The following is a 25917-nucleotide window of genomic DNA, read 5'->3' as shown; positions in this document are numbered from 1 at the left end:
CCGGTGACTACGTTCTGGGCTATCGCCGCAGGTGTCGCACCGTCTGTCGGCGTCGGGCTGATCTTCTGGTTTGCGATGCGCAAGATCGTGCGAGCAGACCGCAATGAGCGCGAGGCGCTTGCCCGCCTCGACGCCGAGGACGCCGCTCGGTTTATCGCCGAACGCGAGGGCCGGGCCAGCGGGCGGTCGTGATTCCTCCGGGAGCGCGGGCGCTCCAGGGGAGAATGAGTGCCAGTCTTCCTGGCGTGTTGTTGACATACGAATACGTTTCAGTCATGCTCGGGGTCGTTGGAACTTCCTCCGAGAAAGGCGGTCCCCTGTGGTTCAGAAGACCCAGGTCGTGCTGTTTGACGACATCAGCGGCGCGGAGGCTGACGAAACCGTCACTTTCGCGCTCGACGGCGTCTCGTTCGAGATCGACCTCACCTCTGCGCATGCTTCCGAACTGCGTGAGGCGCTGGCGCCCTGGATCGGCCACGCGCGCAAGTCGGGCGGCCGTGCCGTCACGAGTACGCGAAGCGGCGCGCGACGCACTTCTGCGGATCGCGCACAACTCGCAAAGATCCGCGAATGGGCGCGGGAGAACGGCTTCAAGGTCTCTGACCGCGGTCGGATCTCGACCGAGGTCGTGAAGGCGTTCGAGGCGGCTCACTGACCTCGTCGCACTGACTTCACGACACTGACTCCGCGAACGGCGGTGACCCGAGCCCGGGTCGCCGCCGTTCGCGCGTCTTCGTGACGACGCTCGACTGGTGGCGGTCACGCGCCGAACGCGGCCGCGCTCGCGGCCTACGCTTGCCATCATGACCGCCCCCGTGCCACGCCTGCTGTGGATCGGCACCTATCAGGCGCCGGCCGCGCCGGCGGGCTCGGGCGAGGGGATCTGGCGTGTCGGCATCGGGGCCGACGGCCGCTTCGGTGAGGCCACCCTCGCCGCGACCTCGCCCGCGCCGTCGTTCCTCGCCGTGCACCCCACGGGCCGGACGCTCTATGCCGTCGGTGAGGACGTGCCGGGCTCCGTCCGCGCCTTCCCGGTGTCCGACGACGGCGCGCTCGGCGCTCCGGCGGTGCTCGCGTCGGGCGGTGGGCTGCCGTGCCACCTGCTCGCGCTGCCGGACGTGCTGTGGATCGCGAACTACGGCGACGGCGTCGCCGCGAGCGTGCCGCTCGACCCGGCGAGCGGGGCGTTCGCGGCCGCGCACGTCGAGCGTTTCGAGGGTGGCGGCCGCGGTCCGGACGCGGAGCGCCAGGACGGCCCGCACGCGCACTTCGTCGCGCCCAGCGGTGACGACGTGCTCGTCGTCGACCTCGGTGCGGACGTCGTGCGCCGGTACCCGGCCCGGCCCGGCCCGGGCGCTGCGGCGGTGACGGCCGCCGTCCTTCTTCCCGGCACGGGCCCTCGTCACCTGGTGGTCCTTCCCGGCGGAGCGCTCGTCGTGGCGGGCGAGCTCGACGCCCGCCTGCACGTGCTCGCCCCCGACGCCGCGCCCACCGCCTGGCGGCCCGTCAGTGCTGTCCCGGCCACGGATGCCGCTCCCGGCGCCGGCGGTGGCCGTGCGGGGGGCCGCGCGGTCCCGTCGCACGTCGCCCTGACCGGTGACCTGCTCACGGTCGGCGTCCGCGGAACGGACGTGCTGGCGGTGCACCGCGTCGCGCCGGGCGACGTCCCGTCGCTCGTCGCCGAGGTCGCGCTCGGCGCGGGCGCCATGCCGCGTCACCATGCGGTTCTGGGCCTCGCGCAGGACGGTCGCCTGCTCGTCGTCGTCGCGCGCCAGGGCGCGGGTGACCTGGCCGCCGTCCTGCTCGACCCGCGGACGGGTGAGGGCGCCGTCGTCGACTCGCTGCCATTGCCGACGCCGCCCGCGTGCGTCCTCGAGGCGTCATGACCGCCGACGGCGCCCGCACCCCGCGCGTGGCCATGCTCTCCGTCCACACGAGCCCGCTCGACCAGCCGGGCACGGGGGACGCGGGCGGCATGAACGTGTACGTGCTGGACCTGGCACGTGCGCTGGCCCGGCGCGGCGCGGAGGTCGAGATCTTCACGCGCGCGACCAGCTCGGCGCAGCCGGCCGTGGTGGAGGTGCAGCCCGGCGTGCGCGTCGTCCACGTGCCCGCGGGGCCGTTCGAGGGCCTCGACAAGAACGACCTGCCCGGCCAGCTCTGCGCGTTCACCGCCGGGGTGCTGCGCGCGGAGGCGCACCGGCCCGCGGGCTGGTACGACGTCGTCCACACCCACTACTGGCTCTCGGGGCAGGCGGGCTGGCTGGCCGCCGACCGCTGGGACGTGCCGCTGGTGCACACCATGCACACGATGGCTCGCGTCAAGAACGCGGCGCTGGCACCGGGCGACGCGCCGGAGCCTCCCGGGCGCGTCATCGGCGAGGAGCAGGTGGTCGAGGTGGCCGACGCGCTCGTGGCGAGCACCCGCGCGGAGGCCGACGACCTCGTGCGTGAGTACGGCGCCGATCCGGGCAAGGTCTACGTGGTCGCTCCCGGCGTCGATCTCGACGTCTTCACGCCGCCGACCAGCGCGGACGGCGCGGCGCGGCGCGCGCTGCGGGCGCGGCTCGCCCTGCCGGCCGACGTCCCGGTCGCGCTGTTCGCGGGTCGCGTCCAGCTCCTCAAGGGCCCCGACGTGCTGGTTCAGGCGCTCGCCCGTCTCGATCCCGCGGTGCGGCTCGTCGTCCTGGGTGGTGCGAGCGGACGCCCGACGGCGGTGCGCGAGCTGGAGGCGCTCGCCCACCAGTGCGGTGTGCGCGACCGTGTGATCGTCCACCCTCCGGTGCCGCGCGCACGGCTCGCCGACTGGTACCGCGCGGCCGACGTCGTGGCCGTGCCGTCGCACAACGAGTCGTTCGGGCTGGTGGCCGCCGAGGCGCAGGCGTGCGGCACGCCGGTGGTCGCGGCGGCCGTCGGCGGGCTGCGCACGGTGGTGATCGACGACGTCACGGGCGTGCTGGTCGAGGGCCACGACCCGGCGGCCTGGGCGGAGGCGCTCGGTGCGCTGCTCGCCGACCATCCGCGGCGCGCACGCCTCGCGGCGGGCGCGCGTGCGGCGTCGAGCCGTTTCGGCTGGGACGCGACGGCGTCGGCGGTCCTGGACGTCTACGCCCAGGCCCGCAAGGCGCGCGCCCCCGACCGTTCGGCCTGACCACGCTCCGGCGCCCCGCGCGGGTCGCGGCACGCGGGCACGAGCTGTCGCACGGCGGGTGCATGATGGCGGCATGCCTCTCTCCGGCGAGTACATCCCCAGCCCGCGCGCACGGTCGCGTGACCAGGTCGAGCTCTTCGAGAGCACCGGTGGCGCGCAGGGCAACACCCTGAACGGCCGTCCGGTCATCATCCTGACGACGATCGGCGCGCGTACCGGCGCGGTGCGCAAGATCCCGCTCATGCGCGTCGAGCACGACGGCGCCTACGCCGTCGTGGCGTCGATGGGTGGCGCACCCCAGCACCCGGTCTGGTACCACAACATCGTCGCGAACCCGCACGTCGAGCTGCAGGACGTCGACGGCAAGCACGACTACGTCGCGCGCGAGGTCCACGGGGCCGAACGCGAGGCGTGGTGGGCGCGCGCGGTCGCCACCTGGCCGCCCTATGCCGAGTACGCGGAGCGCACCGACCGGGTGATCCCGGTCTTCGTGCTCGAGCGCGCCTGACGCGCTCGAACGCACCGACGGCCGCGCTGTACCGCGCGGCCGTCGGTGTGGCGTGGGGTCAGCGCGCCTCGAACGTCAGGCAGTCCGGGTGGGCCGGGCTCGCGGAGCGCTGCCCCGCGCCGACGCGGATGTGGGGTGCCGAGCACTCAAGCCCGGCGTTGAACCGGCAGTCCGTGCGCTGGCATGCGCCGACGTGGGCCATGACCTTCTCGAGGCCGCCCTTGGTGTCCAGCGGGATGAACGTCGCGCACGAGGCGTCGCCGGACGTGCCTGCGATCGTCACGGCTCCGGCGTGGCAGCCATGGTCATGGTTGTATCCGCAGCCGTCGACGGTGCACTCGGTCACCTCGGGAAGTTCTTGCAGCGTGCTCATGCGCTCGTCCTCTCCCTCGGTCCGCTCACCTCGGGTGGGGGCTCCGGCTCCGTCCGGAGCGCGTGGCGGACGCTGACCACGGTAGTGCGAAAACTGGTCTATCGCGCGATGAATTGTCTTGTCGTGTCTCGATCCGACCATTGTCGATTAACGAAAGAATGTCATTGCGATAATCGCCTCGCCGCGTGTGCTGCGGGGCGCGCGGAGCGGGAGGCGCTCGGGGCGACAACGCGCGCGTGGTCAGGCCATGAGGGGGCAAGATAGGGGCCATGACCTACACCCTCGTGCTGCTCCGCCATGGCGAGAGCGAGTGGAACGCCAAGAACCTCTTCACCGGCTGGGTTGACGTGGCCCTGTCCGAGAAGGGCCGTGGGGAGGCCGCCCGCGGCGGCGAGCTCCTCAAGGATGCGGGTGTCTCGCCCGACGTCGTCCACACCTCGCTGCTGCGCCGCGCCATCATGACCGCGAACCTGGCGCTCGACACCGCCGACCGCCACTGGATCCCCGTCAAGCGTTCGTGGCGCCTCAACGAGCGCCACTACGGCGCCCTCCAGGGCAAGGACAAGAAGCAGATCCGTGACGAGTACGGCGAGGAGCAGTTCATGCTCTGGCGCCGCTCCTACGACGTCCCGCCGCCGGACATCGAGCTCGGCTCCGAGTGGTCGCAGGACGCGGACGTCCGCTACGCCGGCGAGCCGATCCCGCGCGCCGAGGCGCTCAAGCAGGTGCTCGTGCGCGCGCTGCCGTACTGGGAGGGCGAGATCGTCCCCGACCTCCAGGCCGGCAAGACGGTGCTCGTCGCCGCGCACGGCAACTCGCTGCGCGCAATCATCAAGCACCTCGACGACGTCGACGACGCGACGATCGCGGGCCTGAACGTCCCCACGGGCATCCCGCTGCTCTACGAGCTCGACGAGCAGACGCTCAAGCCCACCAACCCGGGCGGCACCTACCTCGACCCGGAGGCGGCCAAGGCCGCCATCGCCGCGGTGGCCAACCAGGGCAAGTGACCCGGCCCGCCTGACGTGACGACGGCGCCGCACCCCTCGGGGTGCGGCGCCGTCGTCGTCCGTGCGGCCGTCGTCAGGCGTGCGTCGCGCCCTCGTCGACGTCGCCGGTCACGAGGAACACGATGCGGCGGGCGATCGACGTCGCGTGGTCGCCGAAACGCTCCAGGTAGCGCCCCACGAGCGTGATGTCGACGGCCTCCTGCGTGGTGCCGTCCCACTCGGGGGCCAGCAGCGTCGCGAACGTCTGCTGGTGCAGGAGGTCGAGCACGTCGTCGTTCTTCTCGATCTCGTTCGCGAGGCCGAGGTCGCGCGTGCCCAGCAGCGTGGTGACCTCGCGGGCGACCTCGCTCGCGGCCGCCGCCATCGAGGCGAACGTCGGTTCGGCCGTATGCCGGATGGCGTGCGCCGGGTAGCGCCCGCGCGCGACCTCGGCGACGTGCCGGGCGAGGTCGCCCATGCGCTCGAGCGTGGCGCTCATGCGCAGCGCGCTGACGACGATGCGCAGGTCGGTCGCGACGGGCGCCTGCTGTGCGAGCAGGTGCACGCAGCGCTCGTCGAGCTCACGCTGGCGCGCGTCGATCTCGTGGTCGGCCGCGATGACCTCCTGGGCGACCTGAAGGTCTGCCTCGAGCAGCGCCTTGCCGGCGCGCGTCACGGCGGACTCGACCAGCTTGCTCATCTGGACCAGGTCGTCGCCGATCTGCCGCAGCTCGGCATCGAAGATCTCTCGCATCTGATTCCTCTCCCACGTGCGCCCGATCCCGGTGCGTCACGGACGCAGGGGCGCTGAGTCCACCGTCTCACGGCCTCAGGGGCCTTTCGGTAAACACTAGGCGCCGTGTCGGTGAACGGCGATTGACGTCCTCCCGTCGGAACGCCCGTTCGGCGCTGTTCGTACGGTGCACCCGCATACGCTGATGTCGTGGACGGAACCATCCCCGGGCTGCCGGCGGTCCTCGCGGGGCTCCTGGGCCTGATCGTGGGCGTCGTGGCCACGATCGCCTTCTACCTCTCCGACCGGGAGCAGCGCCGGGTCCCCGAGGGGCGCGAGCCAGACCTCGACGACGGTCTGGTGCGCGTCCTGTCGGTGCTGCGCTCGGCTGCCGTCGTGCTCGACGCGGACGACGACGTGCTGCGCGCCTCGCCGCCCGCGTATGCGCTGGGCATCGTCCGCAACGACGCCCTGGTCCACCCGGCGGTGCGCGACCTGGTCGCTCAGGTGCGCCGCGACGGCGTGATCCGCGAGCACGAGCTCGAGCTGCAGCGCGGGCCCATCGGGTCCGGGATGGTCCTGCTCCAGGTGCGGGTGGCTCCGCTCGGCGTCGACCGCATGCTGGTGCTCGCCGACGACCGCACCGAGGCACGCCGGGTCGAGGCGATCCGCCGCGACTTCGTCGTCAACGTGTCGCACGAGCTCAAGACCCCCGTCGGAGCGATCGCGCTGCTCGCGGAGACCGTGGCCGACGCCGCGGACGACCCCGTCGCGGTGCGCCGCTTCACCGAGCGCATGCAGCGCGAGGCACAGCGCCTGTCGGCGCTGGTCCACGAGATCATCGAGCTCTCGCGCCTCCAGGCGTCGGGGGCGCTGTCCGACGTCCGCACGGTCGACGTGTCCGACGTCGTCGACGAGGCCGTCGACCGCGCGCGGACGACGGCGCAGGGCAAGAACATCGTCATCACCGTCGGCGGTGGCAAGGACGCGCTCGTCTACGGTGACCACAACCTGCTCGTGACGGCGGTGCGCAACCTGCTCGACAACGCGGTGTCCTACTCGGGCCCGAACACGCGCGTGGGCGTGGGCGTCTCGGAGCGCGACGGGCTCGTCGAGATCGCCGTCGTCGACCAGGGCGTCGGCATCGCGCAGGACGAGCAGGACCGCGTGTTCGAGCGGTTCTACCGTGTGGACCCGGCGCGCTCGCGCGACACGGGCGGCACGGGGCTGGGACTGTCCATCGTCAAGCACGTCGCGGCCGACCACGGCGGCGACGTGCAGATGTGGTCGGAACCCGGCAAAGGCTCGACCTTCACGCTGCGCATCCCCGCGGCGGACGTCCCGGCAGCCCACCCGGTCACGGTGGACCCGGACCAGCCATCTGCGACCTCGCAGACGACACCCAAGGAGGTGGATGCGTGACGCGCATCCTCGTGGTCGAGGACGAGGAGTCCTACCGCGACCCGCTGACCTACCAGCTCACCCGTGAGGGCTTCGACGTGGTCGAGGCGGCGAGCGGCACCGAGGCGCTCGAACGGTTCGACGCCGAGGGCGCCGACATGGTGCTGCTCGACCTCATGCTGCCCGGGCTGTCGGGCACCGAGGTGTGCCGCCGGCTGCGCCTGCGCTCGGACGTGCCCGTCATCATGCTCACGGCCAAGGACAGCGAGATCGACAAGGTCGTGGGCCTGGAGATCGGGGCCGACGACTACATGACCAAGCCGTACTCGTTCCGCGAGCTGCTGGCCCGCATGCGCGCGGTCATGCGCCGCCGCTCCCCGGTGCCGGCCGAGCCCGGCGGGCACGCGCTGCTCGACGACGCCGACGACGACGGCGTGCTCGACGTCGGGCCGGTGCGCATGGACGTCGACCGGCACACGGTGACGGTCGACGGCACGCGTGTCGCGCTGCCGCTCAAGGAGTTCGACCTGCTCGAGCTGCTGCTGCGCAACGCCGGGCGCGTGCTGACCCGCGGGCAGCTGATCGACCGCGTGTGGGGCGCGGACTACGTGGGCGACACCAAGACGCTCGACGTCCACGTCAAGCGCATCCGCGCCAAGATCGAGCCCGATCCGGGAAACCCGCGCTACCTGCTGACGGTGCGCGGCCTGGGGTACAAGCTCGCCGACGGCGAGGGGTGACCGGGGGCTGACGCTCAGGGTCGCCTGAGCAGGCGCGGTGCGACCGTCGGTCGCGGTCGACATGCGCCCCCAGGGGTGATGTGTCCACCCTGGTCACGTGTGCGTCGTCCCCTCAGTCGTGCCCTCGTGTTCACCTACTGTTCACCGTGACGCCAGTAGGGGTTTCCCTGGCTGCATACGTTCTGCCCGGCGCCGGGTCCTCGGCGCGCACCACGCGTCGACGGGATGGACCGACCAGTGAAGCCCAGCCGCATCTCCCGTGCCGGCGTCGCCGTCCTGGCCGGCGCGCTCGCACTGACCCTCACCGCCTGCGGCTCCGACGACCCGATCGGCCGGTCGCCGAACGCGGCCGTGCGGGCGACCGCGGGTGAGGTCGGCGTCGTGGACGGGCCCGCCGTCTCGGGCACGTTCGCCGGGGCGGGAGCCTCCTCGATCGAGGCGGCCATGGACGCCTGGCGCGCCCAGTTCCAGGGCATGCACCCGGGCGCGACGGTCAACTACGACCCCGTCGGGTCGGGCGGTGGGCGGCGCCAGTTCCTCGCGGGGGGCGCCGTCTTCGCCGGGTCCGACAACGTTCTCTCGGCGGCCGAGATCGAGCAGTCGCGCACGGTGTGCGGCCCCGACGGGGCCATCGACCTGCCGATCTACGTCTCGCCCATCGCCGTCGCCTTCAACCTGCCGGGCATCGAGACGCTCAACCTGTCGCCCGAGGTGATGGCGCGCATCTTCACGGGAGACCTGCGGCGGTGGGACGACCCCGCGCTCGTCGCCGACAACCCCGGCGTCGACCTGCCCGACCTGGCGGTCACGCCCGTGCACCGCTCGGACGACTCGGGGACGACGGCGAACTTCGTCGACTACCTCGCCGCCGTCGCGCCCGACGTGTGGACCTGGGACGTGTCGGGCGTGTGGCCGCTGACCGGCGGCGACTCCGCCCAGGGCACCTCCGGCGTCGTCAACGCCGTCCAGCAGACGGTCGGCGCCATCACCTACGCGGACGCCTCGCGCGTGGGCGACCTCGGCACGGCCGCCGTCCTCGTCGGCGGTCAGTGGGTCGGGTTCTCGGCCGAGGGCGCGGCGGCCGCCGTCGACGCCTCCCCGCGGCTCGCCGGCCGGCACGAGCACGACATGGCGATCGCCCTGGACCGCGCGACCGACGTCGCGGGGGCCTACCCGCTGCTGCTCGTCTCGTACGCCGTCGTCTGCCTCCAGTACGAGACCGAGGCGGACGCGCAGTTCGTCCGCTCCTTCATGGGATTCGTCGTGTCGGACGCCGGGCAGCGCATCGCGGCCCAGATCGCCGGCTCGGCACCCATCTCCGCCGACCTCGCCGACGGCATCCGCGGGTCCCTCGCGGCCATCACCCACCGTGCCGGCTGAGCGCCTCGACCGGTCCATCCGCACCGTGCAAGGAGAACTGTGACGACCACCGCCAGCCCTCCCCTCGCGAGGGGAGGCACACGCCGGCGCCGCCGCGGGACCGAGCGTGGACTCGACCGCGGGTTCCGCTGGATCTCGACGGGCTCGGGCGTCCTCCTGCTCGTCGTCCTCGCCGCCGTCGCCGTCTTCCTCGTGCAGCAGGCGATGCCGGCCCTGACCGCGGGCTCCGACGAGCTCGTCGCGCAGAACGTGCTGCCGCAGGGCATGACGAGCCTGACGCAGCTCATCGTGCCGCTCGTCTTCGGCACGCTGCTCGCGGCGCTGCTCGCGCTCGTCATCGCGACGCCCATCGCCGTCGGCATCGCGCTGTACATCTCGCACTACGCGCCGCGGCGCGTGGCGTCGGCGGTCGGCTACCTGGTCGACCTGCTCGCCGCGATCCCGTCGGTCGTCTACGGCCTGTGGGGCGGCATGACGCTCGCCCCGATCATCCGCGTCGTGTGGAACCGGGTGGCCGAGGTGCTCAGCCTCCTGCCGTTCTGGGACGTGCGCGCCACCGCGACGGGCCGCTCGGTCGCGACGGCGTCCGTCGTGCTCGCCGTGATGATCTTGCCGATCATCACGGCCGTCTCGCGCGAGGTCTTCAAGCAGACGCCGCGCCTGCACGAGGAGGCGGCGCTCGCGCTGGGCGCGACCGAGTGGGAGGTCGTGCGGACGGCGGTGCTGCCCTTCGGCCGGTCGGGCGTCGTCTCGGCCGCGATGCTGGGCCTGGGCCGCGCGCTCGGCGAGACGATGGCCGTGCTGATGATCCTGTCGCCCGGCATCCTCGTCTCGTTCCAGATCTTCGACGGCGGGCAGCAGCAGACGATCGCCGCGTTCATCGCGAGCCAGTTCCCCGAGGCGGCAGGCCTGCGGGTCAACGTCCTCATCGCATCGGGTCTGGCGCTGTTCGTCATCACGATGCTGGTCAACATGGCGGCGCGCTGGATCGTCTCGCGCCGCAAGGAATTCTCGGGGGCGAACTGATGAGCGCCACGAACGCCGCGGCCGGCGCCGCGCTCTCGCAGGATCAGGTGCGCGACCTGCTCAGCACCGTCGACCCCGCGCGCCGGCGCGTCAACCGCGTCATGAAGGGCCTGGTCTACGGCGCGTTCGCCGTCGCGATGGTCCCGCTCGTGTGGCTGCTGTACACCGTCGTGGTGCGCGGCGTCACCCGCTTCTCGCCCTACTTCCTGACCGTGTCGATGCGGGGCGTGTTCGGCGGCATGGACGCCGGTGGCGTCTACCACGCGATGGTCGGCACCGTCACGATCACGCTCATCGCGACGGTCATCTCGGTGCCCGTCGGCCTGTTCACCGCGATCTACCTCGTGGAGTACGGCAAGGGGCCGCTCGCGCGCGTGCTGACGTTCTTCGTGGACGTCATGACGGGCATCCCGTCGATCGTCGCCGGCCTGTTCAGCTTCACGCTGTTCTCGCTGTTCTTCGGCCCGGGCGTGCGCCTGGGCATCGCGGCCAGCGTGGCGGTGTCGGTGCTGATGATCCCGGTCGTGGTGCGCTCGTGCGAGGAGATGCTGCGCCTGGTGCCCAACGAGCTGCGCGAGGCGTCGCTCGCGCTCGGGGTGCCGAAGTGGCTGACCATCGTCAAGGTGGTGCTACGGACCTCGATCGCGGGGATCACCACGGGGGTGCTGCTCGCCGTCGCGCGCGTCATCGGCGAGACGGCCCCGATCCTCATCACCGCGGGGTTCGCCGACTCGATCAACTTCAACCCGTTCGAGGGCCGGATGATGACTCTGCCGGTCTTCATCTACACGCAGTACCGCGTGGGCCTGGTGCCGTGCGCGCCGGGTGATCTCACCTGCATCCCCGACGTCAACATCCTGCGGGCGTGGGCGGCGGCTCTGACGTTGGTGATCCTTGTGGTGATTCTGAATCTTGTGGGTCGTTTGGTGACCCGTTTGTTCGCGCCGAAGCTGCGCTGAGAGAAGCGAGAGAGAGCGTTCATTATGTCCCAGCGCATCGACGTGACGGATCTGAACATCTTCTATGGTGATTTTCTTGCCGTGGAGGGTGTGTCCATGGTGGTCGAGCCGAAGTCGGTGACGGCGTTCATCGGCCCGTCGGGGTGTGGTAAGTCGACGTTCTTGCGGACGTTGAACCGGATGCACGAGGTGATTCCTGGTGCTCGGGTGGAGGGGAAGGTCGAGCTGGAGGGGGTCGACCTGTACGGGCCGGACGTGGATCCGGTGGCGGTGCGGCGGAATGTGGGGATGGTGTTCCAGCGGCCGAACCCGTTCCCGACGATGTCGATCCGGGACAACGTGCTGGCGGGGGTGAAGCTGAACAACAAGCGGATCTCGAAGTCGGATGCCGATGCGTTGGTGGAGTCGTCGTTGCGGGGTGCGAACCTGTGGAACGAGGTCAAGGACCGGTTGGAGAAGCCGGGGTCGGGGTTGTCGGGTGGTCAGCAGCAGCGGTTGTGCATCGCGCGGGCGATCGCGGTCAAGCCGCAGGTGTTGTTGATGGACGAGCCGTGCTCGGCGTTGGACCCGATCTCGACGTTGGCGATCGAGGATCTGATCCAGGAGCTGAAGTCGCGGTACACGATCGTGATCGTGACGCACAACATGCAGCAGGCGGCGCGGGTGAGTGACCGGACGGCGTTCTTCAACATCGCCGGGACGGGCAAGCCGGGTCGGTTGATCGAGATGGACGAGACCGCGACCATCTTCTCGACCCCGCGGGAGAAGGCCACCGAGGACTACGTCTCCGGCCGCTTCGGCTGACCTGGAGCGGCCCACACGGGTGCGGGCGACCGCCCAGTGTGGCGCGTTCGCGCGCCCGAGGTGTCGCACATCACCTGCTTCGAGATCGCCTGTTCATCCTCCGTTAACCCGTTGTCGGGCGCAGGGCCACCTTGCCTGCCTAGCGTCCGAAGCGACGTCGGCACGCAGTCGGCGCGACAGACGTGTGAACAGGATGGATAGACACGTGAAGCTCAGCCGCATCTCCCGCGCTGGTACGGCCGTTTTCGTCGGCGCGCTCGCGCTGGCCCTCGCTGCCTGTGGCTCGGACGACCCGACCGGCACCGCCACGGGCACCTCCGACTCCAGCGAGACCCCCGCCGCGGCGATCACCGGCACCTTCGCCGGCGCAGGCTCGTCGGCCCAGGCCAACGCGATCAAGGCGTGGACCGCCGCATTCCAGGGCACCAACCCGGACGTCACCATCAACTACGACCCGTCCGGCTCGGGCGCCGGCCGCGAGCAGTTCATCGCCGGCGGGCTCGCCTGGGCGGGCTCGGACTCGGCGCTGAAGGACGAGGAGCTCGAGGCCTCGAAGACCTTCTGCGGCGCCGAGGGCGCCATCAACATCCCGGTGTACATCTCGCCCATCGCGGTGGCGTACAACCTGCCGGGCGTCAAGGACCTCAACCTCTCGGCCGAGAACGTCGCCAAGATCTTCACGGGCGCCATCACCACGTGGAACGACCCGGCGCTCGTCGCGGACAACCCCGACGCGCAGCTGCCCGCCACGAACATCACGCCCGTGCACCGCTCGGACAAGTCGGGCACCACGAACAACTTCACCGACTGGCTGCACGCCAACGCCGGTGACATCTGGACGAACGAGAAGAACGACGTCTGGCCGCTGCAGGGTGGCGACTCGGCCCAGGGCACCTCGGGTGTCGCGGGCGTCGTCTCGCAGACCGAGGGCGCGATCGCGTACATCGACGAGTCGGGCGTGACCCCGGACCTCAACATCGCGAAGATCAAGGTGGGCGACACGTTCACCGCCCTGACCCCTGAGGGTGCCGCCAACGTCGTCTCCTCCTCGCCGCTGGCCGAGGGCCGCAGCGCCAACGACGTCTCGGTGCAGATCGACCGCACGGCCTCGGCCGAGGGCGACTACCCGCTCCTGCTCGTCTCGTACGCGATCGCCTGCTCGCACTACTCCGACCAGAGCACGGGCGACTTCGTGAAGGCGTGGCTCGGCTACATCGTCTCGGACGCGGGCCAGCAGGTCGCGGCCCAGGCCGCGGGCTCGGCTCCGCTCGCCGGCGACGTCGCCACGAAGGCCGCAGCGGCGGTCGACTCGATCACGGCCGGCTGATCCCCGCCCGCATCATCTGATCCGGCCGCCGGTGGCCGGGCGGCGCGCCTCGACGGTGCGCCGCCCGCCCACCGGCACCGCCATGTAGGCCGCTCACCACCGGGAGCCACGCACGTGACCACCACCGACAGCACGACCGAGACGGGACCCGTCGACGACGAACGCCCGCGGCAACGCCGTCACCGCCACAAGGACACCGAGCGTGGCTTCTCGCGCGGGTTCCGCCTGATCGCCACCGCCGCGGGCATCCTCCTGCTGCTCGTCCTGGCGGCCGTCGCGCTCTTCCTGCTGGTCCGCGGCTGGGCCGCGCTGACGGCGTCGGACGCCGAGATGCAGGCCCGCGGCGGACTGCCGTCGGGCTTCACCAGCCTCGCCCAGTACGTCGCGCCGCTCGTCTTCGGCACGCTGCTCGCGGCGCTGCTCGCGCTCGTCATCGCCACGCCGGTCGCGGTCGGCATCGCGCTGTTCGTCTCCCACTACGCGCCGCGTCGCCTCGCCGGCGCCGTCGGGTTCGTCATCGACCTGCTCGCCGCGATCCCGTCGGTCGTCTTCGGCCTGTGGGGCGTGCAGACGCTCGGTCCCGTCATCGCGCCGGTCTGGAAGTGGGTCGCGGGCGCCCTGAACCTGATCCCTGGCCTCACCGTGGCCTACACGCCGACGGGGCGCGCGCTGGCCACGACGTCGGTGGTGCTCGCGATCATGATCCTGCCGATCATCACGGCCGTCTCGCGCGAGGTGTTCAAGCAGACGCCGCGCCTGCACGAGGAGGCGGCGCTCGCGCTGGGCGCCACGCGCTGGGAGGTCGTGCGGACGGCGGTGCTGCCCTTCGGCCGGTCGGGCGTCATCTCGGCCGCGATGCTGGGCCTGGGCCGCGCGCTCGGCGAGACGATGGCCGTGCTGATGATCCTGTCGCCGGGTCTGAGCATGTCGTTCCAGATCTTCGGAGCGGGCCAGCACACCACCATCGCGGCCAACATCGCCGCGAACTTCCCGGAGGCGAGCGGGCTCGCGGTCAACACCCTGATCGCCACGGGCCTCGCGCTGTTCGTCATCACGCTGGCCGTCAACATGGCCGCGCGCGCGATCGTCGCGCGTCGCAAGGACTTCTCGGGAGCGAACTGAGATGAGTGCCGTCACCTCGGAGTCGACCGCCGCCACGCGGGCCCTGCTGGCCGGCGGCGACAAGCGCCGCACGCGCACCGACCGCACCATGACCGCGCTCGTCTGGGCCGCGTTCGTCCTGGCGGCCGCGCCGCTGGTCTCGCTGCTGTACACCGTGGTCGCCAACGGGCTGACCCGGCTGGACGGGGACTTCCTCCTCTACTCGATGCGTAACGTCTTCGGTGGCATGGACGCCGGCGGCGCGTACCACGCGATCGTGGGCACGCTCCTGATCACCGCGGGCGCGACGGTCATCTCGGTGCCCATCGGGCTGCTCGTGGCGATCTACCTCGTCGAGTACGGCCGGGGGGCCTGGCGCGAGCGGTGACGTTCTTCGTGGACGTCATGACGGGCATCCCGTCGATCGTCGCCGGCCTGTTCGCCTTCGCGCTCTTCGCGATCTTCTTCGGGCCGGGCATCCGCCTGGGCGTCATGGGTTCGGTGGCCCTGGCGCTGCTCATGACGCCGGTCGTGGTGCGCTCGTGCGAGGAGATGCTGCGCCTGGTGCCCAACGAGCTGCGCGAGGCCTCCTACGCGCTGGGCGTGCCGAAGTGGCTGACGATCTTCAAGGTCGTGCTGCGCACGTCGGTCGCAGGCCTCACGACGGGCATCCTGCTCGCGATCTCGCGCGTCATCGGCGAGACCGCACCGCTGCTGATCGTCGCGGGCACCACGGCGTCGATCAACTTCGACATGTTCGCGGGGCGCATGATGACCCTGCCGGTCTTCATCTTCGACCAGTACAAGGCGGGCCCCGTGCCCTGCCGTGCCGGCGTCGCCGACTGCCTGACGAACATCAACTTCGACCGGGCGTGGGCGGCGGCTCTGACGTTGGTGATCCTTGTGGTGATTCTGAATCTTGTGGGTCGTTTGGTGACCCGTTTGTTCGCGCCGAAGCTGCGCTGAGAGAAGCGAGAGAGAGCGTTCATTATGTCCCAGCGCATCGACGTGACGGATCTGAACATCTTCTATGGTGATTTTCTTGCCGTGGAGGGTGTGTCCATGGTGGTCGAGCCGAAGTCGGTGACGGCGTTCATCGGCCCGTCGGGGTGTGGTAAGTCGACGTTCTTGCGGACGTTGAACCGGATGCACGAGGTGATTCCTGGTGCTCGGGTGGAGGGGAAGGTCGAGCTGGAGGGGGTCGACCTGTACGGGCCGGACGTGGATCCGGTGGCGGTGCGGCGCAACGTGGGGATGGTGTTCCAGCGGCCGAACCCGTTCCCGACGATGTCGATCCGGGACAACGTGCTGGCGGGGGTGAAGCTGAACAACAAGCGGATCTCGAAGTCGGATGCCGATGCGTTGGTGGAGTCGTCGTTGCGGGGTGCGAACCTGTGGAACGAGGTCAAGGACCGGTTGGAGAAGCCGGGGTCGGGGTTGTCGGGTGGTCAGCAGCAGCGGTTGTGCATCGCGCGGGCGATCGCGGTCAAGCCGCAGGTGTTGTTGATGGACGAGCCGTGCTCGGCGTTGGACCCGATCTCGACGTTGGCGATCGAGGATCTGATCCAGGAGCTGAAGTCGCGGTACACGATCGTGATCGTGACGCACAACATGCAGCAGGCGGCGCGGGTGAGTGACCGGACGGCGTTCTTCAACATCGCCGGGACGGGCAAGCCGGGTCGGTTGATCGAGATGGACGAGACCGCGACCATCTTCTCGACCCCGCGGGAGAAGGCCACCGAGGACTACGTCTCCGGCCGCTTCGGCTGACGGTCGGCGCCGCGCACGACGGTGGCCCGGTCCCCTTGCGGGAACCGGGCCACCGTCATGTCTGGTCGGGCGTCGCGGGGCAGGGGCCGCCGCGCGAGGTCACGCCCGGGGGAGCGACCCGGCGTACTCGGGCAGCGTCCCGTCCAGCACCGGGAGCTGGAAGTCCTGTGACGTGCCCGCGACCTCGAGCGTCGCGGTGAGGTAGGACCCGGGCGCCTTGGCGACGGCGTCGAGCACGACGTCCACGCCGTCGTCGGTGCCCAGGGTCACGGTCTGCGCGGCGGGGACGGGGACGCGCACGGGGGAGGCGCCGTCGACGGTGAGCGTGAACGTGAGCGGACCGTCGGTGCGGTTGACCAGCGCGCCCTGGACGGCGCCCTCGCCGCCTTCCTCGGCGGCGACGACCAGCAGGTTGACGCCGCGCAGCGCGTCGCTGACGTCGACGCGCGTGCCGTCCGACGGCGAGTAGGGGGTGGCAGTCATCGTGGGCGCGCACGCGCCCAGCGTGAGCGCGGCGACGGCGGCCGTGACAAGGGCGGCGGGACGGGCGTGGCGGGTGCGGGACAACGTGCTCTCCTCGGTCTGCGACGGGGGCGGCGCCCCCTCGGCCGGCATCCTAGCCGGAGAATCTTGACGTCAAGACAATCGGATGGTAAAGCGCCTGACCTGCGCAGATGTGCTGTGATCGCCTCTGGGTCGGCGGGGAGGCGCATGGTAGACTGGCCGTTGGGAAAGGGGACATCTGCAGATGACTTTCGAAGTAGGCGAAACGGTTGTCTACCCGCACCACGGAGCGGCTCTGATCGAGGAGATCAAGACTCGCAAGATCCGCGGCGAAGAGAAGATGTACCTCAAGCTCAAGGTCGCCCAAGGCGACCTGACCATCGAGGTCCCGGCCGAGAACGTGGACCTCGTCGGCGTGCGTGACGTGGTCGACCAGCAGGGTCTGGACCGCGTGTTCGAGGTGCTGCGCGCGCCCTACACCGAGGAGCCGACCAACTGGTCGCGCCGGTACAAGGCCAACCTGGAGAAGCTCGCGTCGGGGACGTCATCAAGGTTGCCGAGGTCGTCCGCGACCTCTCGCGCCGAGACGCCGACCGCGGCCTGTCCGCCGGCGAGAAGCGCATGCTCGCCAAGGCCCGTCAGATCCTCGTCTCCGAGCTCGCGCTGGCCGAGCACACCGAGGAGGACAAGGCCGAGGCGATCCTCGACGAGGTGCTCGCGTCCTGAGCCCGTGCTCAGCGGGCGAGCGGTCGCTCGCCCGTCAGTCAGTGCCCACGCCCCCGCGCAACGCGCGGGGGCGTCGGCGTTCCTCGAGGGTGGACCCGTGACGACCATGGCGATCCTCACCGCGGCCGGATCGGGCACGCGGCTGGGCCGAGACCTTCCCAAAGCGCTCGTCGAGCTCGACGGGGCTGCGCTGGTCGTGCATGCCGCACGCAGGCTTGCCGCCTCAGGCGTCGTCGACGCACTCGTCGTGACCGCCCCGCCCGGCCTGGTAGCCGCGATCTCCGGCCTCGTCGGGGGCGACGCCGCGGTGACGGTACCGGTGCGGGTCGTCGAGGGCGGCCACACCCGGCAGCAGTCGGTGGCCGCAGGGCTCGCCGCCGCGGGGCCGGAGACCGACGTCGTGCTCGTGCACGACGCGGCCAGGCCGTTCGCCTCGCCCGAGCTCGTGCGGCGTGTCGTCGCCGCGGTGCGAGCAGGGCACGGCGCCGTCGTGCCAGGTGTCCCGGTCGTCGATACCATCAAGGCCGTGTCTGCCGCAGACCAGTGCGCCGTCGGCGCTCGGGACGAGGTTCCGACCGGCGCGAACAACGTTGTCGAGCCGGTGGCCTCGACGCCCGAGCGCGCGCTCCTGCGCGCGGTGCAGACGCCGCAAGGATTCGACCGCGCGCTGCTCGACCGCGCGCACGCCGCGGGTGCCGCGCACGCCGCGAACGCCCCCTCGACCGACGACGCCGGGCTGGTCGAGGCGCTCGGCGAGACCGTCGTCGTCGTGCCCGGCGAGGACGCCGCGCTGAAGATCACCACCGAGCGCGACCTCGTGCTCGCGGCGCTCTACGCGGACGACGGAGGGACCCGGCCGTGACGCCCATGCCGCGCACGGGCATCGGTGTCGACGTTCATGCCTTCGCGCCCGCGGACTCGGGGCGCGAGCTGTGGCTCGCGGGTCTGCGCTGGCCGGGGGAGCGCGCGCTCGCCGGGCACTCCGACGCCGACGTCGCGGCGCACGCCGCGGCCGACGCACTCTTCTCCGCGGCCGGGATCGGCGACCTGGGCCAGCATTTCGGCACGAGCGAGCCTCGATGGGAGGGCGCCGCCGGGGTGGCCCTGCTGGCCGAGGCGGCACGGCGGGTCCGCGCGGCGGGGTTCGAGATCGGCAACGTCGCGGTGCAGGTGATCGGCAACCGGCCCAAGATCGGACCGCGGCGCGACGAGGCCGTGGCCGCGCTCAGCGCGGCCGCGGGGGCGCCCGTGACACTCAGCGCGACCACGACCGACGGGCTGGGGCTGGCGGGCCGTGGCGAGGGCGTCGCCGCCGTCGCGACCGCGCTGGTCGTACCGGTTGCGCGCGACGAGGCCGGACCCGCCACGGGAGCCGCACGATGAACCGCCTGCCCTTGGCCAGGCGTCGCGCGCAGCTCATCGAGGCTGCGTTGCGTGTGGCCTCGCACTCGGGCGTCGAGGCCGTCACGATCCGCGCCGTCGCGCACGAGGCCGGCGTCTCGCTCGGCACCGTCCACTACTGCTTCGAGGACAAGGACGAGCTGCTCGAAGCGATGGGCCAGTCCATCCGCGTCGAGGCGTCGGACCAGATCAATGCCATCTTCACGGCGGCCGGGGACGCGGGCCTGGACTTCGCGACGCTCGCGCACCAGTGTGCGGACGCCCTTCTCGCCGGTCTGAAACGATATCGGCAGGTGCGCCTGCTGCTCCTGGAGATGGCGACCACGGGGGCGCGCAACACCGCGATGCGCCCGACGGCGCTGGCGCATCTCGAGCAGTCCACCCAGATGGCGCTCGGGCTCGTGACGGCGTGCGCCGAGGCGGCGGGGATCACCTACCGGGTCGATGCGGCGCAGGTCGCGCGCAGCGTCACCGCGCTGATCGACGGCGTCGAGCTCGCGTGGCTCCTGGACGGGGACGACGAGCGCGCGCTCGAAGGGTTCCACGCCCTGGCCGACCTGCTGGTGGTCTACGCCCTGGAGCCGCCCGCGGGCTGGCCCAGCACGGCGTCGACGTAGGGGTTCGAGAACACGCCGTCCGGGTCGAACGCCCCACGCACGCGCGCCACGTCGTCGAGCGGGTAGTGGCGTGCCAGGTGCTCGGCGGTGCGGGTGTGGAGCTTGCCCCAGTGGGGCCGCCCGTCGGCCGCGACCAGGATGCGCTCGGCGGCGTCGAACCAGCGGCGGTGCGACATGCGTACGTACTGGTGGACGGCGACGTACGCGGTGTCGCGGCCGCGCGCCGTCGACAGCCACACGTCGTCGGGTGCGGCGAAGCGCACCTCGACGGGGAACGGCACGGGTTCGGCGGTGCGGTGCAGCCAGGCGTCGAGCTCGCGCAGCACGTCGCCGAGGTCGGCACGCGGCACGGCGTACTCCATCTCGCGGAACCGCACGCGCCGCCTGTGGCAGTAGACCTCGTACGACGGTGCGACGTGCTCGCGCGGTGCCAGCGCGCGCGCCGAGAGGCGGTTGAGGCTCGCGGTCAGGCCGGGGGCGGCCGTGGCGAGCCGGTTGATCGCCTCGAACATCCCGTTGCTGAGCAGCTCCTCGTCGACCAGCCCGCGTGCCTCCTGTCCGACCAGCCGCAGGCGCCCCTTGAGGCCCGACCGGTCGGTGGCCCAGCGCGCGGCGTCGTCGGGGCTCAGGCGCTCGTTGCGGATCGTCAGGGCGCGCCGCGTGCCGGGGAACCAGAAGAACTCGGCGTGGTCCGCCGAACGCGCGAACGCGTCGAGGTCGGCGAGGACGGGCCGCAGCGGCGCGGGCTCCTCGCGCGCCCGCAGCCAGAACGCCGGGACGGCCTCGAGCGTCAGCGCCGTGATCACGCCCGCGGACCCCAGGCCCAGGCGGGCGAGCTCGAACAGCTCGCGCGCCGGCGAGCCGGCCGGGTCGTCGACGCCGCCCGCGCGCACGGTGCCGTCGGCGGTCACCACGCGCACGCCGCTCACCTGCGTGGCGAGGCCGCCGAAAGCGAGCCCTGTGCCGTGCGTGCCCGTCGAGATCGCCCCCGCGATCGTCTGCCGGTCGATGTCGCCCAGGTTGGCCATCGCCAGGCCGTGCGACGCGAGCAGGTGGTGCAGGTGGTAGAGGCGGGTGCCGGCGCGCACCGTCACGCGGGCCGTGCCGTCGTGGCGGCGCTCGACGGCCTCGATCCCGGCGAGCCGGTCGAGGTCGAGCAGCAGCCCGTCGGTGACGGCCGCGGGCGTGAACGAGTGGCCGGCGCCGCGGGCGCGCACGCGCATCCCGGACGCGGCGGCTCGCGCGACCAGCCCGGCGATCTCGGGTTCGTCCCGGGGGCGCGCGATCCGCGCGGGTGTCGCGCGCGCGGTGCGCGCCCAGTTCTCCCAGACGGGGGCGGCGTCGTTGGCGGGCACGGAGGCAGTCTGCCACTCTCTCCCGGCCCGACACACCCCCGGAGTGACGCAAGCCACATGCGTGTAGTCTCCGCGCATGGAGACGCCCGGTGCGCTCACGCAGCGGCTCACGCGCGCGACCGCGGGCGTGACCGGCCCGGTCGCCGTCGTCGACCTGGACCGGTTCGACGCCAACGCCGCCGACCTGCTGCACCGGGCGGGCGGCACGCCCGTGCGGCTCGCGAGCAAGTCCGTGCGCGTGCGCGCGCTCGTTCACCGTGCGCTCGACGCGGGCTTCCAGGGCGTGATGACGACGTCGCTCGCCGAGGCCCTGTGGCTCGCCGCCGACGGCGTGGGAGACCTGCTCGTCGGCTACCCCAGCGTGGACGCCGCAAGCCTGCGCGCGCTCGCCCGCGACCCCAGGGCGCGCGCGGCCGTGACCCTCATGATCGACGACGACGCACAGCTCACGCTCGTCGCGCGGGCCCTCGCCGAGGCGTCCGGGCGCGACGAGGGCCCGCCCGTCCAGGTCTGCCTCGACGTCGACGCGTCGCTACGCCTCGGCTGGGGGCCGCTGATGCTGCACGCCGGGGTGCGGCGCTCGCCGCTGCGGGAGGCCGACGACGTCGGTCGCCTCGCCGCACGCGTGGCCGGCACGCGCGGGGTACGGCTGCGCGGCGTCATGACGTACGAGGCCCAGATCGCCGGCCTGCCCGACACGAAGGCCGCCGTGCGCGCGGTCAAGAGGCTGTCCGTGCGCGAGCTGCCCGCACGCAGGGCCGCCGTGCTCGCCGCCGTGCGCGACGCCGTCGGGCACGAGGTCGCGCTCGTCAACGCGGGCGGCACCGGGTCGCTCGAGGTCTCGGCAGCAGACCCGGCCGTCACCGAGGTCACCGCCGGGTCGGGGCTGTTCGTGCCCGCGACGTTCGACGGCTACCGCGCGCTGCGACCGCGCCCCGCCGCGTTCTTCGGCCTCGACGTCGTGCGCGTGCCCACCCCGGGCTTCGCGACGGCGTACGCGGGCGGATACGTCGCCTCGGGGCCGGCGGGTCCCACGCGCCTGCCGCGCGTGCACACGCCCGGCTGGTGCCTGACCCGCCGCGAGGGCGCGGGCGAGGTGCAGACGCCCCTGCGCCGGCGCGGGCCGGGCGGTGCGCTGAACGTGGGCGACCGGGTGTGGCTGCGGCACGCCAAGGCCGGCGAGCTCATGGAGCGGTTCGAGGCCGTCCACCTGGTCCGGGGCGAGCAGATCGCCGACGTCGTCGCGACCTATCGCGGGGAGCGGAAGGCGTTCGCGTGACGCGCGCGACGGGCGCCGTCATGCCGGGGGCCGGGACGGCGTCGGCCGGTACCCTGGGCAGGTGACTCTTCGCCTGTACGACACCGCCACGCGCACGGTGTCCGACTTCGTGCCCCGGACCCCCGGCCAGGTCGGCATCTACGTGTGTGGCGCGACCGTGCAGTCCGCCCCGCACGTCGGCCACCTGCGCCCCGCGGTCGCGTTCGACGTGCTGCGCCGCTGGCTCGCCCGCAACGGGTACGAGGTCACGCTGGTGCGCAACGTCACCGACATCGACGACAAGATCATCGCCAAGGCCGCCGCCGCCGGGATCGAGTGGTGGGCGCACGCCGCGCGGTTCGAGCGCGAGTTCACGGCCGCGTACGACGCGCTCGGCGTGCTGCCGCCCACCTACGAGCCGCGCGCGACCCAGCACGTGCCCCAGATGGTCGAGCTGATGCAGCGCCTGGTCGAGTCGGGCCACGCCTACACCACGGGCGAGGGCAACGTCTGGTTCGACGTGCGCTCGTGGCCCGCCTACGGCGAGCTCACACGCCAGCGCCTCGAAGACCTCGCCCCCGAGCCGCAGTCGCCCGACGACGTCGCCGACCCGGGCCACGCCAAGCGTGACGCCCACGACTTCGCCCTGTGGAAGGCCCCGAAGGCGGGCGAGCCCGCGACGGCCTCCTGGCCCACCCCGTGGGGCCGCGGCCGCCCCGGCTGGCACCTCGAGTGCTCCGCCATGGCCCAGCGGTACCTGGGCGACGAGTTCGACATCCACGGCGGCGGCCTCGACCTGCGATTCCCGCACCACGAGAACGAGCAGGCGCAGTCGCGTGCCGCGGGCTTCGGGTTCGCGCGCCGCTGGATGCACAGCGCCTGGATCACCCAGTCGGGCGTCAAGATGAGCAAGTCGCTGGGCAACGGCCTGCTCGCCTCCGAGCTGCTCGCGGCCGTCCCGGCCGCCGTCGTGCGCCTCGCCGTCGTCTCGGTCCAGTACCGGTCGATGCTCGAGTGGGCGCCCGACACGCTCGCCGAGGCGCAGACCACCTGGGACCGCCTCACCGGGTTCGTCGCGCGCGCCACCGAACGGCTCGGCGCCTCCGCGCCCACGGCCGACGACGTCGCGCACGCCCCGCTGCCCGAGCCGTTCGCCGCCGCGCTCGACGACGACCTCAACGTGCCCGCGGGGCTCGCCGTCGTCCACGAGCACCTGCGGGCCGGGAACACGGCGCTCGCGGCACCGTCGTCACCCGACGGCGACGCCGTCGTGCGCGACGAGCTGCTCGCGGTCCGTGGCATGCTCGACGTGCTCGGCCTCGACCCCGGCGACCCGCACTGGGCCGCGCGCGACGCGGCGACAGCTGCGCACGAGGCGCTCGACAGGATCGTGAGCGCCGAGCTCGACGCCCGCGCGGCCGCGCGGGCCGCGAAGGACTGGGCGACGAGCGACGCCATCCGTGACCGGCTCGCGTCCGCGGGCATCCTGGTCCAGGACGGGCCCGACGGCGCCCGCTGGACGCTGGCGAACTGACACCCGGAAGAGGGAACCATGGCTGGGAACACGAGGCGACCCGGGGCTGTCCGGAAAGCCGGCAGCAAGAAGGGTGCGCAGGTCGGCACCGGCGGGCACGGGCGGCGCGCCCTCCAGGGCAAGGGCCGACCCCCAAGGCCGAGGACCGCGAGTACCACCCCGCGTACAAGCGCAAGGTCGCGGCCGAGAAGCAGGCCGCCGGGCAGCGGCAGCGTGACGTCGCGCGCGGCGTCGTGCGCGGCACGCGCAGGTCGACCGAGGGCACCGAGGTGGTCGCCGGGCGCAACTCGGTGCTCGAGGCGCTGCGCACCGAGGTGCCCATGACGGCGGTCTACATCGCCACGCGCCTCGACCACGACGACCGCACGCGCGAGATCCTCCAGCTCGCCTCGACGCGCGGGCTCGCGCTGCTCGAGGTCACCAAGCCCGAGCTCGACCGGCTCACCGACGGGCAGGTCCACCAGGGCGTCGCCGCGCAGGTGCCGCCGTACGCCTACAAGGACGTCGAGGACCTGCTCGACGTCGCCGAGGCGTCCGGGCGGCCGCCGCTCATCGTGGCGCTCGACGGCGTGACCGACCCGCGCAACCTGGGCGCCGTGCTGCGCTCGGCCGGCGCGTTCGGTGCGCACGGCGTGCTCGTGCCCGAGCGGCGTGCCGCCGGCGTGACGGCCTCGGCGTGGAAGGTGTCGGCCGGGGCGGCCGCGCACGTGCCCGTCGCCCGCGCGACCAACCTGGCCCGCGCGCTCGGCGAGCTCAAGAAGGCCGGCTGCTTCGTCGTCGGGCTCGACGGCGACGGCGACACCGAGGTGGGCGCCCTGCACCTGGCGACCGACCCGCTGGTGGTCGTCGTCGGCTCCGAGGGCAAGGGCATGGGGCGCCTGATCCGCGAGACGTGCGACGTCGTCGCGTCCATCCCCATCGACTCGACCGCCGTCGAGTCCCTCAACGCCGGGGTCGCGACGAGCATCGCGCTCTACGAGATCGCGCAGGCGCGGCGGGCCTGACACCTGGCGGGCACGCCCGTCAGGTGTACAGCTCCTCCTCGGCCTGTCCGATCAGCGCCTGCTCGTCGGGACGGTGCCGCAGCACCTGGTCGACGAACGACACCGCGGCCTCGGGCATCGGCACGTCCCGGCCCTCGTGCTGCGACATGTACCAGCGGTGGTCGAGGACCTCGTGGAAGAGCTGCGCCGGCTCAAGCTTCTTGCGCAGCTCGCGCGGCACCGCGGCGACGGTCGGCTCGAACGAGTGCAGCAGCCAGTCGTGCGCGACGAGCTGCTCGGAGTCGTTGAGGCGGTCGGTGGCCGCACGCCAGGCGTCGAGGTCGTTGAGCAGGCGTCGCGCCTGGTTGTCCTGCACGTCCAGGCCCGTCAGGCGCAGCAGGCGCCGCGAGTGGTGGCCGGCGTCGACGACCTTGGGCTGGATCTGCACCGTGGTGCCGTCGATGTCGGTCACGATGGCCAGCTCGCCGACGTCGAAGCCGAGGTCGTTGAGCCGGCGGATGCGCTCGTCGACGCGCCAGCGCTCCTCGCCGGAGAACGACTCGACCTTGGTGAGGGCCGCCCACAGCTCCTCGTAGCGCGCCACGAGGGCGTCGCCGATGGCGACCGCGTCGACCTCCTCGTCGAGCAGCTCGCCCGCCTCAAGGTCGAAGAGCTCGCCGATGATGTTGGTGCGCGCGAGGTCGAGGTCGTACGCACGCTGGCCCGGCGTGAGCTCGCGGTGCAGGTCACCGGTCTCGGCGTCGACCAGGTAGGCCGCGAAGCGGTCGGCGTCGCGGCGGAACAGCGTGTTGGACAGCGAGACGTCGCCCCAGTAGAAGCCGACCAGGTGCAGGCGCACCAGCAGGACAGCGAGCGCGTCGATGAGCCGCGTGGCCGTGTCCGGCCGCAGCGACTGGCTGAAGACGGCGCGGTAGGGGAGCGAGAACGCGAGGTGCTCGGTGACGATCGCCGCCTCGAGCGGCTCGCCGTCGTCGTCCACGCGCCCCGTCACCACGGCGAGGGGCACGACGCAGGGGATCTCCAGCTTCTGCAGGCGGCGCAGCAGCTCGTACTCGCGGAACGCGTAGTGGTCGCGCGTCTCCTTGACGGCGAGCACCCGTTTGCCGAGCCGCACGAACCGCACGATGTGCCGGGAGATGCCGCGGGGAAGCGCGGCCAGCACCTCGGCGGGCCACTCTTCGAGAGGCGTGCGCCAGGGCAGGTCGAGCAGCGCCGACTCGGGTGTCGCTGCGGTGATCTGGAGGGTCTCCACGAAG

At 72.2% G+C, this 25917-nt stretch carries 25 protein-coding genes and 3 pseudogenes; 23 read left to right on the top strand and 5 right to left on the bottom strand.

Annotated features, from left to right (window positions below):
* Window positions 1–3: 3 nt before the first annotated feature.
* The 5 genes from ET495_RS10860 (at window position 4) to ET495_RS10840 (ending at window position 3659) form a co-directional block, all read left to right on the top strand.
* Window positions 4–192 (top strand): hypothetical protein, encoded by a 189-nt coding sequence (locus ET495_RS10860; RefSeq protein ID WP_129204826.1) that lies wholly within the window; start codon window positions 4–6, stop codon window positions 190–192.
* 127 nt (window positions 193–319) lie between these two features.
* Window positions 320–655, top strand: a complete 336-nt coding sequence (locus ET495_RS10855; protein ID WP_129204825.1) for a histone-like nucleoid-structuring protein Lsr2 — start codon at window positions 320–322, stop codon at window positions 653–655.
* A gap of 148 nt (window positions 656–803) precedes the next feature.
* Window positions 804–1886, top strand: coding sequence for a lactonase family protein (locus ET495_RS10850; RefSeq protein ID WP_129204824.1), 1083 nt, complete (start codon window positions 804–806; stop codon window positions 1884–1886).
* Window positions 1883–3151 (top strand): D-inositol-3-phosphate glycosyltransferase, encoded by a 1269-nt coding sequence (mshA, locus tag ET495_RS10845; protein ID WP_129204823.1) that lies wholly within the window; start codon window positions 1883–1885, stop codon window positions 3149–3151. The genes ET495_RS10850 and mshA overlap by 4 nt, the downstream gene beginning before the upstream one ends.
* A 73-nt stretch (window positions 3152–3224) precedes the next feature.
* Entirely contained in the window at window positions 3225–3659 is a 435-nt protein-coding gene (locus ET495_RS10840; RefSeq protein WP_129204822.1) for a nitroreductase family deazaflavin-dependent oxidoreductase, read from the top strand.
* 58 nt (window positions 3660–3717) lie between these two features.
* Here the strand turns inward: ET495_RS10840 and ET495_RS10835 are convergent, their stop codons facing one another.
* Complete coding sequence (locus ET495_RS10835; protein ID WP_129204821.1) at window positions 3718–4032, bottom strand: DUF1540 domain-containing protein; 315 nt, start codon at window positions 4030–4032, stop codon at window positions 3718–3720.
* A gap of 269 nt (window positions 4033–4301) precedes the next feature.
* Here ET495_RS10835 and ET495_RS10830 point away from each other — a divergent pair, with 269 nt between their 5' ends.
* Window positions 4302–5042 (top strand): phosphoglyceromutase, encoded by a 741-nt coding sequence (locus tag ET495_RS10830; RefSeq protein ID WP_129204820.1) that lies wholly within the window; start codon window positions 4302–4304, stop codon window positions 5040–5042.
* Between the two features lie 73 nt (window positions 5043–5115).
* Here ET495_RS10830 and phoU read toward each other — a convergent pair whose 3' ends face one another.
* A complete protein-coding gene (gene phoU / locus ET495_RS10825) occupies window positions 5116–5775 on the bottom strand; it encodes a phosphate signaling complex protein PhoU (protein WP_129204819.1) in 660 nt (219 codons plus the stop codon).
* A gap of 189 nt (window positions 5776–5964) precedes the next feature.
* Between phoU and ET495_RS10820 the strand changes: the two genes are divergently transcribed.
* The 10 genes and pseudogenes from ET495_RS10820 to pstB (ET495_RS10775) all read left to right on the top strand — a co-directional run bounded on the left by ET495_RS10820 (window position 5965) and on the right by pstB (ET495_RS10775) (window position 16262).
* Entirely contained in the window at window positions 5965–7176 is a 1212-nt protein-coding gene (locus tag ET495_RS10820; protein WP_129204818.1) for a sensor histidine kinase, read from the top strand.
* On the top strand, window positions 7173–7895 hold the full coding sequence (locus tag ET495_RS10815; RefSeq protein WP_129204817.1) for a response regulator transcription factor: 723 nt from the start codon (window positions 7173–7175) through the stop codon (window positions 7893–7895). Before ET495_RS10820 ends, ET495_RS10815 begins: the two co-directional genes overlap by 4 nt.
* Window positions 7896–8132: 237 nt before the next feature.
* Window positions 8133–9275, top strand: a complete 1143-nt coding sequence (locus tag ET495_RS10810; RefSeq protein WP_245993029.1) for a phosphate ABC transporter substrate-binding protein PstS — start codon at window positions 8133–8135, stop codon at window positions 9273–9275.
* Between the two features lie 39 nt (window positions 9276–9314).
* Window positions 9315–10301, top strand: coding sequence for a phosphate ABC transporter permease subunit PstC (gene pstC, locus ET495_RS10805; protein ID WP_129204815.1), 987 nt, complete (start codon window positions 9315–9317; stop codon window positions 10299–10301).
* A complete protein-coding gene (gene pstA, locus ET495_RS10800; RefSeq protein WP_129204814.1) occupies window positions 10301–11260 on the top strand; it encodes a phosphate ABC transporter permease PstA in 960 nt (319 codons plus the stop codon). The genes pstC (ET495_RS10805) and pstA (ET495_RS10800) overlap by 1 nt, the downstream gene beginning before the upstream one ends.
* Window positions 11261–11284: 24 nt before the next feature.
* The gene (pstB, locus tag ET495_RS10795; RefSeq protein WP_129204811.1) at window positions 11285–12064 is read left to right on the top strand and encodes a phosphate ABC transporter ATP-binding protein PstB; all 780 of its coding nucleotides are present in this window, start codon (window positions 11285–11287) and stop codon (window positions 12062–12064) included.
* Between the two features lie 205 nt (window positions 12065–12269).
* A complete protein-coding gene (pstS, locus tag ET495_RS10790; RefSeq protein ID WP_342770096.1) occupies window positions 12270–13391 on the top strand; it encodes a phosphate ABC transporter substrate-binding protein PstS in 1122 nt (373 codons plus the stop codon).
* A 114-nt stretch (window positions 13392–13505) separates the two neighbouring features.
* Window positions 13506–14513 carry a phosphate ABC transporter permease subunit PstC gene (gene pstC, locus ET495_RS10785; protein WP_129204812.1) on the top strand — a complete coding sequence of 336 codons (1008 nt, stop codon included), beginning with the start codon at window positions 13506–13508 and terminating at the stop codon, window positions 14511–14513.
* Between the two features lies 1 nt (window position 14514).
* A pseudogene (gene pstA / locus ET495_RS10780) lies at window positions 14515–15458 on the top strand (phosphate ABC transporter permease PstA).
* 24 nt (window positions 15459–15482) lie between these two features.
* Entirely contained in the window at window positions 15483–16262 is a 780-nt protein-coding gene (gene pstB / locus ET495_RS10775; RefSeq protein WP_129204811.1) for a phosphate ABC transporter ATP-binding protein PstB, read from the top strand.
* Between the two features lie 99 nt (window positions 16263–16361).
* On the opposite strand, the gene ET495_RS10770 is transcribed toward pstB (ET495_RS10775), so the two are convergent.
* Complete coding sequence (locus tag ET495_RS10770) at window positions 16362–16829, bottom strand: hypothetical protein (RefSeq protein ID WP_129204810.1); 468 nt, start codon at window positions 16827–16829, stop codon at window positions 16362–16364.
* Window positions 16830–17010: 181 nt separating this feature from the next.
* On the opposite strand from ET495_RS10770, the pseudogene ET495_RS10765 reads away from it, so the two are divergent.
* From ET495_RS10765 to ET495_RS10750, 4 genes and pseudogenes are all read left to right on the top strand, one after another.
* Window positions 17011–17492: pseudogene (locus ET495_RS10765) on the top strand (CarD family transcriptional regulator).
* Window positions 17493–17589: 97 nt separating this feature from the next.
* Window positions 17590–18354 (top strand): 2-C-methyl-D-erythritol 4-phosphate cytidylyltransferase, encoded by a 765-nt coding sequence (gene ispD, locus ET495_RS10760; protein WP_211340833.1) that lies wholly within the window; start codon window positions 17590–17592, stop codon window positions 18352–18354.
* Window positions 18355–18359: 5 nt separating this feature from the next.
* Window positions 18360–18875 (top strand): 2-C-methyl-D-erythritol 2,4-cyclodiphosphate synthase, encoded by a 516-nt coding sequence (gene ispF, locus ET495_RS10755; RefSeq protein ID WP_129205989.1) that lies wholly within the window; start codon window positions 18360–18362, stop codon window positions 18873–18875.
* Complete coding sequence (locus ET495_RS10750; protein ID WP_129204809.1) at window positions 18872–19510, top strand: TetR/AcrR family transcriptional regulator; 639 nt, start codon at window positions 18872–18874, stop codon at window positions 19508–19510. The genes ispF and ET495_RS10750 overlap by 4 nt, the downstream gene beginning before the upstream one ends.
* Here ET495_RS10750 and ET495_RS10745 read toward each other — a convergent pair.
* The gene (locus ET495_RS10745) at window positions 19462–20865 is read right to left on the bottom strand and encodes a D-arabinono-1,4-lactone oxidase (protein ID WP_245993028.1); all 1404 of its coding nucleotides are present in this window, start codon (window positions 20863–20865) and stop codon (window positions 19462–19464) included. The two genes, ET495_RS10750 and ET495_RS10745, sit on opposite strands and share 49 nt — an antisense overlap.
* Window positions 20866–20941: 76 nt before the next feature.
* On the opposite strand from ET495_RS10745, the gene ET495_RS10740 reads away from it, so the two are divergent.
* The 3 genes and pseudogenes from ET495_RS10740 to rlmB all read left to right on the top strand — a co-directional run bounded on the left by ET495_RS10740 (window position 20942) and on the right by rlmB (window position 24661).
* Window positions 20942–22144 carry an alanine racemase gene (locus ET495_RS10740; protein WP_129204807.1) on the top strand — a complete coding sequence of 401 codons (1203 nt, stop codon included), beginning with the start codon at window positions 20942–20944 and terminating at the stop codon, window positions 22142–22144.
* Between the two features lie 61 nt (window positions 22145–22205).
* Entirely contained in the window at window positions 22206–23657 is a 1452-nt protein-coding gene (cysS, locus tag ET495_RS10735) for a cysteine--tRNA ligase (RefSeq protein ID WP_129204806.1), read from the top strand.
* An 18-nt stretch (window positions 23658–23675) separates the two neighbouring features.
* Window positions 23676–24661, top strand: a pseudogene (gene rlmB / locus ET495_RS10730) (23S rRNA (guanosine(2251)-2'-O)-methyltransferase RlmB).
* A 19-nt stretch (window positions 24662–24680) separates the two neighbouring features.
* On the opposite strand, the gene ET495_RS10725 reads toward rlmB, so the two are convergent.
* Window positions 24681–25913 (bottom strand): DUF4032 domain-containing protein, encoded by a 1233-nt coding sequence (locus ET495_RS10725; RefSeq protein ID WP_129204805.1) that lies wholly within the window; start codon window positions 25911–25913, stop codon window positions 24681–24683.
* Between the last annotated feature and the right edge of the window lie 4 nt (window positions 25914–25917).

Origin of the sequence: Xylanimonas allomyrinae (assembly GCF_004135345.1) — a bacterium.
GTDB lineage: Bacteria > Actinomycetota > Actinomycetes > Actinomycetales > Cellulomonadaceae > Xylanimonas > Xylanimonas allomyrinae.
The sequence above is the reverse complement of the archived record's forward strand: the minus strand, read 5'-3'. Positions and strand labels throughout refer to the sequence as shown.

Excerpts from the sequence above, each read along its gene's own strand:
- ET495_RS10750 (WP_129204809.1), top strand. The coding sequence starts at position 18,872 with ATGAACCGCCTGCCCTTGGCCAGGCGTCGCGCGCAGCTCATCGAGGCT.
- pstB (WP_129204811.1), top strand. The coding sequence starts at position 11,285 with ATGTCCCAGCGCATCGACGTGACGGATCTGAACATCTTCTATGGTGAT.
- pstB (WP_129204811.1), top strand. The coding sequence starts at position 15,483 with ATGTCCCAGCGCATCGACGTGACGGATCTGAACATCTTCTATGGTGAT.
- mshA (WP_129204823.1), top strand. The coding sequence starts at position 1,883 with ATGACCGCCGACGGCGCCCGCACCCCGCGCGTGGCCATGCTCTCCGTC.
- ET495_RS10830 (WP_129204820.1), top strand. The coding sequence starts at position 4,302 with ATGACCTACACCCTCGTGCTGCTCCGCCATGGCGAGAGCGAGTGGAAC.
- ET495_RS10740 (WP_129204807.1), top strand. The coding sequence starts at position 20,942 with ATGGAGACGCCCGGTGCGCTCACGCAGCGGCTCACGCGCGCGACCGCG.
- ET495_RS10835 (WP_129204821.1), bottom strand. The coding sequence starts at position 4,032 with ATGAGCACGCTGCAAGAACTTCCCGAGGTGACCGAGTGCACCGTCGAC.
- ET495_RS10840 (WP_129204822.1), top strand. The coding sequence starts at position 3,225 with ATGCCTCTCTCCGGCGAGTACATCCCCAGCCCGCGCGCACGGTCGCGT.
- ispF (WP_129205989.1), top strand. The coding sequence starts at position 18,360 with ATGCCGCGCACGGGCATCGGTGTCGACGTTCATGCCTTCGCGCCCGCG.
- pstA (WP_129204814.1), top strand. The coding sequence starts at position 10,301 with ATGAGCGCCACGAACGCCGCGGCCGGCGCCGCGCTCTCGCAGGATCAG.
- ET495_RS10850 (WP_129204824.1), top strand. The coding sequence starts at position 804 with ATGACCGCCCCCGTGCCACGCCTGCTGTGGATCGGCACCTATCAGGCG.
- phoU (WP_129204819.1), bottom strand. The coding sequence starts at position 5,775 with ATGCGAGAGATCTTCGATGCCGAGCTGCGGCAGATCGGCGACGACCTG.